The 12,000-nt window shown below is 52.6% G+C and carries 13 protein-coding genes; 8 read left to right on the forward strand and 5 right to left on the reverse strand.

Annotation, left to right across the window (positions count from 1 at the left end):
- The first annotated feature begins 116 nt into the window (after positions 1-116).
- Together RBH33_RS10385 and RBH33_RS10390 are read left to right on the forward strand one after the other, a co-directional pair.
- Positions 117-287 (forward strand): hypothetical protein, encoded by a 171-nt coding sequence (locus tag RBH33_RS10385; RefSeq protein WP_306732113.1) that lies wholly within the window; start codon positions 117-119, stop codon positions 285-287.
- Positions 288-289: 2 nt separating this feature from the next.
- Positions 290-1,180 (forward strand): hypothetical protein, encoded by an 891-nt coding sequence (locus RBH33_RS10390; protein WP_306732114.1) that lies wholly within the window; start codon positions 290-292, stop codon positions 1,178-1,180.
- 256 nt (positions 1,181-1,436) lie between these two features.
- Here the strand turns inward: RBH33_RS10390 and RBH33_RS10395 are convergent, their stop codons facing one another.
- Positions 1,437-1,844 carry an ATP-grasp domain-containing protein gene (locus RBH33_RS10395; protein WP_306732115.1) on the reverse strand — a complete coding sequence of 136 codons (408 nt, stop codon included), beginning with the start codon at positions 1,842-1,844 and terminating at the stop codon, positions 1,437-1,439.
- A gap of 528 nt (positions 1,845-2,372) precedes the next feature.
- Between RBH33_RS10395 and RBH33_RS10400 the strand changes: the two genes are divergently transcribed.
- Positions 2,373-2,864 (forward strand): helix-turn-helix domain-containing protein, encoded by a 492-nt coding sequence (locus tag RBH33_RS10400; RefSeq protein WP_306732116.1) that lies wholly within the window; start codon positions 2,373-2,375, stop codon positions 2,862-2,864.
- A gap of 85 nt (positions 2,865-2,949) precedes the next feature.
- Here the strand turns inward: RBH33_RS10400 and RBH33_RS10405 are convergent, their stop codons facing one another.
- Together RBH33_RS10405 and RBH33_RS10410 are read right to left on the reverse strand one after the other, a co-directional pair.
- Positions 2,950-4,215: a metallopeptidase TldD-related protein gene (locus tag RBH33_RS10405; protein ID WP_306732117.1), complete on the reverse strand. Its 1,266-nt coding sequence runs from the start codon at positions 4,213-4,215 to the stop codon at positions 2,950-2,952.
- Positions 4,215-5,573: a TldD/PmbA family protein gene (locus RBH33_RS10410; protein WP_306732118.1), complete on the reverse strand. Its 1,359-nt coding sequence runs from the start codon at positions 5,571-5,573 to the stop codon at positions 4,215-4,217. Before RBH33_RS10410 ends, RBH33_RS10405 begins: the two co-directional genes overlap by 1 nt.
- A 449-nt stretch (positions 5,574-6,022) precedes the next feature.
- Here RBH33_RS10410 and RBH33_RS10415 point away from each other — a divergent pair, with 449 nt between their 5' ends.
- Entirely contained in the window at positions 6,023-6,466 is a 444-nt protein-coding gene (locus RBH33_RS10415) for a hypothetical protein (protein ID WP_306732119.1), read from the forward strand.
- A gap of 981 nt (positions 6,467-7,447) precedes the next feature.
- Here RBH33_RS10415 and RBH33_RS10420 read toward each other — a convergent pair.
- A complete protein-coding gene (locus RBH33_RS10420; protein ID WP_306732120.1) occupies positions 7,448-7,837 on the reverse strand; it encodes a DUF3224 domain-containing protein in 390 nt (129 codons plus the stop codon).
- A gap of 144 nt (positions 7,838-7,981) precedes the next feature.
- On the opposite strand from RBH33_RS10420, the gene RBH33_RS10425 reads away from it, so the two are divergent.
- Positions 7,982-8,818, forward strand: a complete 837-nt coding sequence (locus RBH33_RS10425; RefSeq protein ID WP_306732121.1) for an AraC family transcriptional regulator — start codon at positions 7,982-7,984, stop codon at positions 8,816-8,818.
- A gap of 67 nt (positions 8,819-8,885) precedes the next feature.
- Positions 8,886-9,818: a YihY/virulence factor BrkB family protein gene (locus RBH33_RS10430; RefSeq protein ID WP_306732122.1), complete on the forward strand. Its 933-nt coding sequence runs from the start codon at positions 8,886-8,888 to the stop codon at positions 9,816-9,818.
- 168 nt (positions 9,819-9,986) lie between these two features.
- Here RBH33_RS10430 and soxR read toward each other — a convergent pair whose 3' ends face one another.
- Positions 9,987-10,460 carry a redox-sensitive transcriptional activator SoxR gene (gene soxR / locus RBH33_RS10435; protein ID WP_306732123.1) on the reverse strand — a complete coding sequence of 158 codons (474 nt, stop codon included), beginning with the start codon at positions 10,458-10,460 and terminating at the stop codon, positions 9,987-9,989.
- A gap of 108 nt (positions 10,461-10,568) precedes the next feature.
- On the opposite strand from soxR, the gene RBH33_RS10440 reads away from it, so the two are divergent.
- Together RBH33_RS10440 and RBH33_RS10445 are read left to right on the forward strand one after the other, a co-directional pair.
- The gene (locus tag RBH33_RS10440) at positions 10,569-11,246 is read left to right on the forward strand and encodes an MBL fold metallo-hydrolase (protein WP_306732124.1); all 678 of its coding nucleotides are present in this window, start codon (positions 10,569-10,571) and stop codon (positions 11,244-11,246) included.
- Positions 11,243-11,947, forward strand: coding sequence for an SDR family NAD(P)-dependent oxidoreductase (locus RBH33_RS10445; RefSeq protein WP_306732125.1), 705 nt, complete (start codon positions 11,243-11,245; stop codon positions 11,945-11,947). The genes RBH33_RS10440 and RBH33_RS10445 overlap by 4 nt, the downstream gene beginning before the upstream one ends.
- The last annotated feature ends 53 nt before the right edge of the window (positions 11,948-12,000 follow it).

Below are 12,000 nucleotides of genomic sequence, written 5' to 3' on the forward strand. Positions count from 1 at the left end.
GTTAAAAATAATATTAACACGGGTTGACAATTCGGGCTAGTTCAAGCACGCTATTAACAGTAGTTAATATATATGTTAACGATAGTATATTCCTGATAAGCAAAGAGGTAATTGAAATGGCTAAAAATCCACCAGTAGGAGACGGTCACCGCAATGGCGCGGTTAAAGGCCGCTCTCAAACCAAGACTCCATCCGGTAATTATGTCAAAAGAGATGCGGATAGCGGGCGTTTTATGGATGTAAAGTCGGATAAGAAGCCTTTTAAGGGTGTTAGGAAGGAAAAGTAGTGATGGTGAATAGCTATTTGAGAAATTCGTTGAGGGAAATCGGGGAGCAGCTTGACCGCAACCAATTCCCTATCGTTTACAACAGTGGGATTGTAAAGCCCGGAGATGCCGCTGTTGTTTCTTTAACCCCGGGCGAGGACATTAATAATGTCAGATCGAGAACGAGAGGACCCGCAACCGGGTCGTGGGAAAGGTCCGCCGGATGGCAAAGGCAGACCGGTCAATCCGGGGAGGCCAGTCGACCCCGGCCGGCCAGTGAGGCCGCACCGATCGTCAGCTCAGGTCTTTACGAGCGCTACGAAGCTGAGCTAGATGCGGTAAGGGTTGCTTATCCCGGCACCAAGGTATGGAAAGAGGCAGAAGGATTGTGGCTGCTAACAGAAAGCACCATCTTACCTGGGCTTGGAAAGAAAGCCACATTCCTTACTGCCTTACCCTATTCTTCCTTGGTTAACCAAAGGAGTTGGGGGTTTTGGACGACGGCCATTTCGTTGGAATGGATCGGTCCTCGACACACTAATTACCCCGATGGGTCTGTATGCGCATTCGAACCAAAAGACGGAACCTGGATTCCAGGAGATAGTATTTTACAGTTAATCGACTTGTATAGTCTCTGGGCCCTGCGTCATGAGCATTTACGGGTATTTGGGCGGTGGCCGGGTCATCAAGCGGTGCATTTTTCCTATGAAAGGATAACCGAACTTAAAGATGATGAGTTTTGTGGATGCGGTAATCCAAATGAAAAGTTGTACGTGGACTGTTGCAAGCAAGGCGACCTAGAAAATTCATCCGTCAAAGACGCATTAAGTATAATCCGTCGCCAACCACCGGGAAAAATTTCTAACTTTATGAGGCAGAGAGATTGCCCACCTTCTTTATCAGAGGTTCTTTGAATGGGTGGAGAAGTTTCATAAGGGTTGCATCTGGCAGTTCCCCTTCGAGTTTGTACGCCAAGCGTCGCTCTCGGGCAATTCGACGGGACCAGTAGCCTTAGATGTCAAATTTCACGAGCTTTGGCTTGCCGGAACCATCAAATGCGTTCACGTCAAAATCATTCGACCAACTGTAGAATACCGCTGCGCTCAGCCTCCTCAACGAAAGTTTGCAGCGTTCGGGCGTTGGCAGGCATGAACGAAACAGTAGTTAATCCTATTTAATCAACAGCGGCGCAAACCCGCCCCCTGGCGTTCGAAAATTCGTAGTCTGCCCTCGATAAAGCCTAGCCGCCGCCAGAAGCAATTCACCGCGATAGGTATACAAGCGCACGTCCACCTTGAGCATTTCTCGCTCGCCATCGACCAGCACCTGACGTTCGGAGGGCGGTACAAAGGCCTGGGCGATGTAGTCGCTCTCTAGAATTTTGGCGAAGGTACCGTTGGTGAGTTTGCTGCCTCGGTAGACGCCTTTGCTGCCATGGCCCGCTACCGGCTTGAAGAAGAGTTGCTTTCGCTCTTGCCAAAGGGTGTCGGCATTGTCGGCGGTGACGAGTTCGGTGCGGGGGATGCCGGCGCGAAGCAGTTGGGCGTGTTCGGCACTCAAGCCCCAGTCCTCAAGCATAGTGCAACCTGACCAGAGGGTCAGGTTGCGTTTGTCAGCGAACAGGGCGTGTGGGGGTAATGACAGCGCCGCCTTCTAGCCAGGCTGAACGCAGGGCGGCGTGTTCGGGTGCTTCTAGGCCGAAGTCCACTAGGCGGTTGTAGGTCGATTCGTTGGTCGCCACGGTAGGGCGCGCCCGCCTCATATTTAAGTTCGGACGGATCGACTATCACTGCGTCTATGCCATTATTTCGGAACAGCTGCTGGGCCAGTCTGAATTCCGGGTAGAGGTATTGTTCGGTCGGTTGATTGTCGACAATGGGGAATTTTAAGCTGTGCAGCCCGCTAAAGGCTGCCTGGGGACATTTTCGGGGCTAGCCGCCAGTGACGCGGGTTTGCCAGATATAACTCGCTACGACATTCAGCTGTTATGTGCTGCACGTCTGTAATTTCACGAAATATCGCGTTTGGCGGGTATTTTGGCGGTACTGTCGTCACCGACAGTGAGTCAAACGATCTATATTTGGCTCGTCGCAACCGGAGATTGGCATGCTAATTAAGAAACTTAGGCAGGACAGAGGTATTTCCCAAGAACAGCTCGCTGAAGTAGCCCACCTAAGCCTTCGCACAATTCAGCGCGTTGAAGCGGGTCATCGTGTGAGCTATGCATCGCTTCGGGCTCTGGCGGCGACATTTGATGTCAACGTCGACTTACTAGAGCAGGAGCTATATGCAATGAACACTTCAAAAGATGAATACATTGAGAAACCACTGTGGGTAAGGCTTGTCTTGAACCTGCCGTCACTGCGTCGCTTGGGTCGCCCCGGGCTGCTAAGACATGAGGCATGCCTTGTCGCGTATGCATTTTTAGCCTATGCCTCATCCTTTATAGTCCCGAGAGTGGAATTTGCATTTTGGGGCTTAACAACCGTCGATGCGATGCATTTCAGCGCCTTCTCCGCAATGTTCGTTGCCTACATTGCTTCGATCACACTTCGGCTTCGAGACAAATTCAACGCGTGGGCTCCTACTTCAACGTGAGTAAGACACATAAAAACGCCACCACATCGCCAGTTACGGAGGCCTGTGTGGCGAGAGTTAAATGTCCAAGTTCGGAGTCACTCCCTCAAGAAAACCGCAACCCACCAATTTTCAGCCAGGGCAGCCTATAGCCCCCAAAGTCAGACACCTCCGAGCTTATGGCCTCTATGTCTTTCAGCATCTGAGCGACATTGCCGGTAATCATCGTTTCAGACAGGGCCTTGGTGCGCTCACCGTTTTCCAGCAGAAAGCTGTTTTTGATCACCCCAGAAAAGTCACCGTTCGGTGCTGGGCTGCCCATGGAAAGACGGCCGACCAAAGCTCCGCGCTGAACGCTTCTCTGCATGTCGGCCCGGCTGACATCACCGGCATCAATGCTGCAGCCATCAGTGACCGGGGTGTGCGCAATGCCGAGCTTACGGCTGCCGTAGTAGCTTGGCAGCTGACAAATCAGTCGGCCGGAGTCGATCAGAGTGACCGGGTCAATGATGAATCCTTCTGAATTGAAGGGCGCCTGGCCCGCGCCCTGGGGATGGTTCCGAATCGATAATGACGGTGCGCTAATGACTTCGCCGACGGCATTTTGGTAAACGGATGTTTGGCTAATCAGTGCACCATCACCGAGCTGACCGGTCAGCCAGCCGATCAGGTCCATCACCGCCATCGGCGTTAGCACAACGTCACCGGTAAACTTATCGCCCGCCATCTCGGTCTGGGTTTCCTGCACGCTGTTGGCCATCATCTGGTCGATGTCCAACACATCGGTCAGCCGCTCCGGTAGAGCGTCTAGCACGCCGTAGGTGTAGGTAAATGAGCTGCTGCCGTGGTCGTCCTTACTGGAACCCATGATCACTACTTCATGTTTACCGACGGACGATGTGAGCTCGGTATCGAGCGTAGTAACCAAGGTGGTTCGTTCCAGAGTATGTTTGATGGAGCACTCTTCGATCTGAAACGTGGGGTACTGTTCAGCGCGAGCTTCCAGCAATGATTTGGCACTGCTCGCTATTGCCTCCCGATCGACAGACTGTGGCCCTTTCTCGAAGCTTCCCATCTGATTCGGTGCTACGGCATAGGCCTCATCTTGCGGCGAGGTCGTGACATCCCGTTTCAGGTCCGCGATGACTTGCTCAATGACCGAGTCGTCTAGGCTGGATACGGAAGCCGTGACCCGCCGACAGTCCTGAATGGCCATCACGGCCAGCGATTGGCCCTGGGTGGTGCGCATGAGGCTGACATGGTTGTGTGCAATATTGAGTTCGTTAACATCGGTTTCGGTAATGGTTACCCGGGCGTCATCAAATCCAGCACGGGTCAGCGCGCTCAGAATGGTTTTGGCTTGTGTCAGCATTATTCACCTCCCAACTGTGCTTTCGCCCGTATGGCCGGGCCGCCCATGGATACCACCATCGGCTGTTTTTTGCCGCAGTAACCGGCACTGTTCCATTGCATGTCTTCAGACACGGCATCCACCGATTGCAGCATCTTGATGGCGGAGCCAGACAAAGTGGTGTCCTTGATGGAGCGGCCGAGTTTGCCGTTCTTGATTTCGTAGCCGAGCGTCACTCCGAACATGAACTCAGTCGTGGTGTCAGCCTGGCCGTTGCTGGTTTTCATAAGGTAGTAGCCGTCTTCGACATCGGCAATCATGTCATCGAGCTTGCCGGTTCCGGGCAGAATCGCGGTATTGCGCATGCGGATCAGCGGTTCATCGTCGGGCGCATAGGCGCGGGCATTGCCCGTGGCCTGGTTGCCGAACCGCGCTGCGGTTTCCCGGTTGTGCATAAAGTCAGTCAACATGCCGTCTTTGATCAAGGTGACGTCCCGCGCCGGGGTGCCTTCGTCATCGGCATAGACGGGAACCGTTAGCTCTGCACCCTCGTAGCTGTGAGCAAAATCGACCATGGTCACCAAATCACTCGCGATCCGTTGGCCGCGCATGTCTCCTGTTACGGCGCCGCCAAGAACCAGATCGGCCTCGCAGGGGTGACCCATGGCTTCATGAGCCAGAATACCCGCCAGATCGGACGCCATCACAACTCTCTGCAGGCCGCCTTTGGCATGCACGGCTTCGCGTTTGGCTAACAGATGCTCATAAAGTCCGTCGAGTTGGGCTTCCACGGCCGTCATCGACAGGTCTAAATCTCCGAAACTGCCTTTGCCACTAATGAAGTGCCCCAGCTCGACTGGTTTGTCATTCTTGTCCTTCACCGTCAGCAGCAGATAGACCATGGCCCGAGAAATATTGTTATAAGCCCGCGCACCCAAGCTGTTCTGAACGTATTTATCGTGATACTCATCCAGCGCCACTGCAGTGACCGAGGCGACTTTGTCGTAGCGGCTGCGGGCCAAATCCGTCACCGACTGCAGCCACTCAATCAGCTGCTCTGAAGACCAGCCCGGTTTGCAAGCGATGCCATGCTCGCCTTGGTAAGCTGCCTCAGGCAGCGGCCGGCTCTGGCCACCGAATAACTGCATGGCTTTGGCGTTGGCGAGTGCGATGTTGCCGAGCGTGTCGGAACCGGTGGGTTGGGTGGCGGAGGCGAACCCCCAGTATCCGTTCTGATAGGCCCGGGCAGACTGACCATTCAAGTGCGAACTGTCGTTGGCCATTAGGTTGCCGTCGACCATCGCTAGCTTGCGCTTGCGCAGTTCGTGTTGACGGAATTCATTGTATTCACCGGCGGGAGTGAAATTTCCAAAAGACATGCGATGCTCCTTGCATTCGTAGATGCACAGCAGCTTAGCAGGGCGCTTGTGGGAAGACAAAGCGAGAGAGGTAACCCTAGAAAGCGGACTTCCTGGGCTAGGCCAACACGGCTCCAACCTAAAGCTTGCCCTCCCGCCCCCAGAGGTATAATTTAGCGACATGGTGCCGAGGTATCCCGGCACAAACAAAGATAAAAACCCACAAATGGAGCCACTCCATGACTTAAGGGCTGCAACCCGTCGTTTAGATACCGGCGGTGCCCAGGCTTCTTCTTGTACCCCAATGTCTAATGGGCGTTTTTGTCCATCACGTTTGAACTCACGGGTAATGAAAAACCGAAGATGGTGCTAATGCCGTGAAACTCGGATATAACCAATAAAATAAGTTCGTTCCCTTTGGTCGCTTTACACTCTCAAGCTCGGACGGCACGTTGCATTAAGGAAGTTCTATGTTCGGTGAACACAATAGACTAACGAAAACATCTTATTGGCTGCTCGCTATTAGCAGTCTTGCTGGCTTCGTCTTTATGGCGTTAGTTCTTCCGCAACTTGCATGGGATACACCATGGATTTCATATGCACTAGTGACGGCTCTAGGCCTCATGCTGGTTCTCAATACCTACTTCGCTTACCTTATCTATAAGCGGAGTTTAAAAGCATTAAAATTGTGCTTGTGGCTTTATGGTTTGCAAATCATCGGTTTTGAGACGGAGAACTGGGCGCTGAGTTTAAACTTTGGAATGAATGTGTCCGTAAGCTGGATGTATAAATCAACTGAGGTAACAATCAACTTGCTTGCCATAGTAATATTTGTGGTCATATTTCTTGCGTATCGCAGTGTAAGGAGTGCCAACAAGTCAATCAACTACGAGCCTTTGGCGCCGGACAGCTAAAAGTGTGGAGTCGCGACAATGTGACCGGTCATTGAGTGCTGCATGCGAGTTAGCCGTCAATTAGGAGTGGCTTTCACGCTACAATAAGTAGAAAGAAAGCGGTTAGCACGGTAGTAAACATCAACAAACATTGGCTAATAATGAGTGCTGAGCACGTGATCAAAGGCCAGCGCGTCATTGCTGCTGTGCACTTACTTGTTGTGGATACAGATGAAAGACTCCATACCACTAGAAAAAACACCGACCAGAGTGTTGTGAGAAGTGCGATTGATTTTATTCCAGGCGGCGTATCTATAAGTGAAACGGCGCTAGTTAAGACCAGCAATACACAGAGAATCCAACGATATGGGTGCACTTTTCGAGCCATTCTCGTATAGAGGCCTAAAGCCTTGGTAAGCATTGACTCGGCACTGCCTGATGACGCTGCCCGATTGTGATTCATAAAGGGAGCGATGAAATAGTATAAAACCCAAGCAGGCCATGAAATCAACAAGCAGGCGGCTAGCCATAGAGTCCGTTCTTGATGTTGAACCCGATTGTCCAGAGCAATGGCGAACAAAGGCAGCAGCCAGACGGTTAAAAAGGCAGCAGCCGTTAGCGCTTGGTAGAAAGCTAAATTGGACACGTATGTTAGTTCCAGAAGTGCACGGCGTCAGTTGAAAGTTGTTTACAATGCATATTCGCTACAAATCCCGCAGCTATTAACACCGCGTAGCTTTGGCATATTTTTCATACTCTACCTACCGGGTGTCGATGTATTTGGCACCAGCTAAGGTTCTCAGAAATCGGACCAAGAGTCTAATGGCAATGATTTGTTACTGAATTGCTGTAGATCACACACAAATCGCAAAACCGGTGGGGCCTGCCCGTCCTGCAGCAGCCGAAAGGTGCGCGCTCCCTAAACAATAGGTTCTCGTATCATTCGGTGCTGGGTGGGCGGCGCCGGCCGACCACAGATAGCTAACCAGGGCTAACGAAGAGTCAAAACTGGTAATCGAACTGATAGCGATGCACGCCATCGTCTATTTCGATGCTCATGCTGCCACTCAACCCTTTCAGTTTGCCGGTGCCTGAATCGGGTACCACTTCCAGCTTTAAGTAATCTTTGCCGTTTTTCATTGTGCCGAAGTGCTGCAGCACAAAGCTGCCACTTCTGCCGTCCAATTCGCCGCTCACTTGCTCTAGCGCCACGTAGCCAGCTGAGCCTTGGAGCGGAGTCCTGGCGCTTAACATCTCGCCCTGACTGATCGCTTTAAGGTCGCCCTCGAAGGTCTTATCAATGGTCATGCGGCCCAGCCGATTGCCATCGGTGCCTGGGTTGTAGGATTCTTTGGGGTCGAGCTGAACCGTAAAGGTGCCTTTGGCTTGCATTGGATGGCTTCCTGTAAGTTGGGAATTGACCTGAAGTGCGAATAATCCGATTATGCCCGCGAGCAAGATCTTTTTCATAAAACAATGACCAATAGAAGGGATCAGAATCATCCTATCCTTCTCGAGCGCTCTAGCCTTGTAAATATGCGACAACCTCCAGATCAGAACAGTATCGCCCAGGAAGCGCGCGGGCTGATCAACCGGCAGGAGAGCGCTCGCCGGTTTTCGCTTGAGCGCTTCGAGCCCTGCCCTGAGTTGCAGCAACTGGTCGAACACTACTGGTTGGTACACTGGGATTTGACCGGCAAACCCGACTACCTGCAACAGAACCTTCCCCACCCAAGTCAGCATTTGGTGATCGACCCCCAAAATGGTAGCGGCCTTCGCGGGGTAATTAAGCGCAGCTTCCAATATCGGCTAACGGGTAAAGGGCAAGTATTTGGGGTCAAATTCCGCCCGGGTGCTTTCAGCGCCTTTTATCCGGATTCGATGCATAAGTTGACCGACCGAACGCTTGCGTTAAAAGATTTTTGGGGTGAAGAGGCATCCCAATGGGAAACGATGCTCAAAGAGCGCTTGAGTGCGGCACTCGTCAGAGCTATGGATCGTAAGCTGTCGGGTATGGAGCCAAATCTGGATGAAGCGGCCCGAGAGGCGGGGCAACTGGTGCGCGCCATTGAGCAACACCCGGACATTTGTTCTGCCCACCAAGTGGCCACCTATGGAACTGTGTCGGTGCGCCGCGTGCAGCGATTGTTCCAGCGTTACATCGGAGTAAGCCCTAAGTGGGTCATTGAACGCTACCGAATGATTGAAGCGATAGAGGCAATCAACAACGCTGGTTCAGTGAATCTGACCGAACTTAGCCACCGGCTGGGCTATTTCGATCAGGCCCATTTCAGCAAGGCTTTTGCCGCGCTGGTCGGCGTTCCACCCTCTCAGTGCAAGTCTAAGCCGCCAGAGCAGTCCCACCACCGGTAGAGCCAATTAGATATATACTGGGCGGAAGCAGATCGACATTGGCTCCAAGGAAGAGGGATTTCGACCCATGTTTTCCAAGTTTTACGACAAACTCCCCGCTCCGGTGAAGCACTGGCTCGGCATTCTCGGTTCCGCAATCCAGAATTGGTTGGGGAGCCAAGCCTTTATTTACGCCGCTGCACTGGCTTTCTTCACCGTTTTTTCCATCGCGCCGATTCTGGTCGTGGTTGTCACGCTGGTCGGGTTGGTTATGGGCGAGCGGGCAGTCCAGGGGCAGCTCTTCGAACAGCTTGAGGGGACTATTGGGCCGGAAGCGGCCGGGTTGGTTGAGACTGCGGTGATCAATTCTCAGATCGATCAGAGTGGCATCTGGCCTGCGCTGATCGGGATTGTCGCCACCGTTGTCGGTGCCACCACGGTTTTCGCACAGATGCAGGCGTCCCTGAATCAGATTTGGGGCGTCGCGCCAAAACCTACCGCAAGCAGCATGTGGATCTACGTCAAAAGCCGGTTGATGTCGCTGACCATCGTTCTGGCGATCGGGTTTACCTTAATGGTCTCGCTCGTGCTGTCAGTGGCTCTGCGTGCCGTTATGGCGTTTGCAGAGGGATGGCTGCCGATCCCTGCCTGGGCAATGGTGGGTACGGAGATAATCCTGTCGCTGTTCGTGGTGACATTTTTGTTCGCGGCTATGTTTAAGATCCTGCCTGACGTGCGGCTGTCCTGGCGCGACGTTCTGCTCGGTGCGTTCATCACCGCCCTGCTGTTCACGGTGGGCCGTTCCTTGATCGCCCTCTACTTAGCCTACACAGCAACGGCATCCGCTTACGGCGCCGCCGGCTCTCTGGCGTTGCTCCTGCTCTGGGTAAATTATTCCTCCATGATCCTCCTGTTCGGCGCGGCGTTTACGCGCGCGCACGTCGAAGGCAGAGGCAAACCCATTCGGCCCAAAAGCACAGCGGTGTGCGTGCATCACGAATTGATTGAGGACGTAAAATAAAGGGAGTACCTGTTATAAAGGGCCATTAGCAGGGCAATACTTATAATTCCCGTAAATTGAGAAATTGATGGGCTTCGCGCCCTCACTTACAACGAAGTAAAGATACCGATTGCGACAAAGCCAAATAGATAGAGCGCGCCAGGCCATACCAGTCAAGAATCTCTAGGGTTAGAGGTCTTCCAGTGACTCAAAAACAATCGCGCCGGGCCCATGCTCGCCCGCCACGTCATCTGGATTGCTCAGCGGGCAAGTTTCCATTGAGAGACAGCCGCAACCGATGCAGTCATCCAATTGATCTCGTAGCCGTTTGAGTTGTTCAATTCGTGCGTCCAATTGATTCTGCCAGAGTGTGGACAGTTTCTGCCAATCATTCATGGTGGGCGTGCGCCGTTTGGGTAGGGCGGATAACGCCTTGGCGATATCTGCCAACGGTATACCCAGGCGTTGCGCGGTTTTGATGACCGCCACTCGTCGCAGGACGTCTCTGGAATAGCGCCGCTGGCCACCGGCATTTCGCGAGCTTTTGATTAACCCCTTCGTTTCGTAAAAACGCAGCGCCGATGCGGCGATACCACTGCGCTTTTCCACTTGGCCGATAGTTAGCACGCCGCCTTCGACCTTATAGCTTTGATTGTCGTTCATCAATCATTCCTTCCAGTTGCTCTGCATGGCAATAAAACAAACCCTTGACTTAAAGTCAACTTTAAGTATTAGGCTCCTCCCTTCAATCACTTAAACGAGGATCCAATCATGAAACAAGTACAGCCCGATGTATGGGAAACGGAAACTCAAAGCCCGTTTCCCGGTTTGAATACTCACGCCTACCTACTGACTCGCGATGACGGCAACGTGCTGTTTTACAACACAGGCCATCTCCACGAAGTGGAAAATTTAGCGCAACACGGCGGAGTGGCCCGCCAGTATTTAAGTCACGAAGACGAGTTGGGCGATACTCTAAACACAATTGCCGAGCGCTATGGGTCACTTCTCGTGGGGCATCGTGAAGAGGAAGCGTCTTTTGCCAAGGTACGTACGCCAGACATATTCATCGAACGGCGGGAGATTCACATGGGAAATATCGAAGTCATTCCAACGCCGGGCCACAGTGCGGGGAGCACCTGCTTCTTAGTCCGATCACCCACCGGGAAAACCTACTTGTTTACCGGAGACACTCTATACCTAGACAAACACAATCGCTGGACGGCGGGCTTTATTAAGAGTGTACACACCGAAGGTGACCGACCCGTATTAGCTGAGAGCTTGCGGTTGCTAGCTACCTTAAAACCAGATGTGGTTTTCGGTAGCGCCTTCGTAGGCGAGCACGGGTTTGAGGATGTATCTGACGGCAGTTGGCCAGAGAAGGTCGATCAGGCGTTAGGGCGTCTTCTCAAGGACGCTCCCAAGCAGGCCCGCGAGGTGAATTCATGACGATACTTGTAGTAGGAGGAAGTCGCGGGCTGGGTAAAGCGCTGGTGGAAGGCTTACTGGGTGAGGGTAAGAACGTAGTAGCCGTGGCCCGGTCGGCACCGAGCGCGTCGGGGCTAGAGCAATCGTCCCAGTTGAGTTGGATTGAGGCGGATCTTTCCAATCCGAGAGTTGCTGCCGATGTCATAGTCCAGAGTTGTCCAGAGCAATTGGATGCAATTATCTACAACGTTGGAATCTGGGAGACAAACGCTTTTGAGGACAACTACGATTTTTTGCAGGATACCGACGACGAGATTGTCAATCTGGTGAACGTCAATGTCATCGCATTGATTTTGCTCTTAAAGCGTTTGCTGCCACGAGTTCTGCTGGCGCCAAAGCCGCAGATTATCTTAGCCGGATCCACATCGGCATTGCCGAACTGTGGCAGCCCCGAAGTTACCTTTGGTGCTACTAAATGCGCGTTGAACGGAATTGCCGAAGCGCTGCGCGAGGGTTACAGGAGCCAAGGTCTGGCGGTAACGTGTTTACAGTTGGGCTACCTGAACACGGGTGATTGGGCTGACGACGAAAACATCGAAAATACAAACTCGCTGATTCCTCTGCAAGATGTAGTTGCCATGGTGTGTGCCGTATTGAATCTGTCGGAAGCGTCTTACATTCGTACGCTGGTAATGCCAGCGCGAATGGATGGGAGGTTTTAATGGTTTCCCGTTTACTGCATTTGAATATGCATCGGATGTTGATTTCACATTCG

It is taken from the genome of Marinimicrobium hydrolyticum (genome assembly GCF_030848505.1).
In the GTDB taxonomy this organism is placed as follows: domain Bacteria; phylum Pseudomonadota; class Gammaproteobacteria; order Pseudomonadales; family Cellvibrionaceae; genus JAVDDU01.

Coding starts and splice junctions, on each gene's coding strand:
- RBH33_RS10385 (WP_306732113.1), top strand. CDS start 117: ATGGCTAAAAATCCACCAGTAGGAGACGGTCACCGCAATGGCGCGGTT.
- RBH33_RS10390 (WP_306732114.1), top strand. CDS start 290: ATGGTGAATAGCTATTTGAGAAATTCGTTGAGGGAAATCGGGGAGCAG.
- RBH33_RS10395 (WP_306732115.1), bottom strand. CDS start 1,844: ATGCTTGAGGACTGGGGCTTGAGTGCCGAACACGCCCAACTGCTTCGC.
- RBH33_RS10400 (WP_306732116.1), top strand. CDS start 2,373: ATGCTAATTAAGAAACTTAGGCAGGACAGAGGTATTTCCCAAGAACAG.
- RBH33_RS10405 (WP_306732117.1), bottom strand. CDS start 4,215: ATGCTGACACAAGCCAAAACCATTCTGAGCGCGCTGACCCGTGCTGGA.
- RBH33_RS10410 (WP_306732118.1), bottom strand. CDS start 5,573: ATGTCTTTTGGAAATTTCACTCCCGCCGGTGAATACAATGAATTCCGT.
- RBH33_RS10415 (WP_306732119.1), top strand. CDS start 6,023: ATGTTCGGTGAACACAATAGACTAACGAAAACATCTTATTGGCTGCTC.
- RBH33_RS10420 (WP_306732120.1), bottom strand. CDS start 7,837: ATGCAAGCCAAAGGCACCTTTACGGTTCAGCTCGACCCCAAAGAATCC.
- RBH33_RS10425 (WP_306732121.1), top strand. CDS start 7,982: ATGCGACAACCTCCAGATCAGAACAGTATCGCCCAGGAAGCGCGCGGG.
- RBH33_RS10430 (WP_306732122.1), top strand. CDS start 8,886: ATGTTTTCCAAGTTTTACGACAAACTCCCCGCTCCGGTGAAGCACTGG.
- soxR (WP_306732123.1), bottom strand. CDS start 10,460: ATGAACGACAATCAAAGCTATAAGGTCGAAGGCGGCGTGCTAACTATC.
- RBH33_RS10440 (WP_306732124.1), top strand. CDS start 10,569: ATGAAACAAGTACAGCCCGATGTATGGGAAACGGAAACTCAAAGCCCG.
- RBH33_RS10445 (WP_306732125.1), top strand. CDS start 11,243: ATGACGATACTTGTAGTAGGAGGAAGTCGCGGGCTGGGTAAAGCGCTG.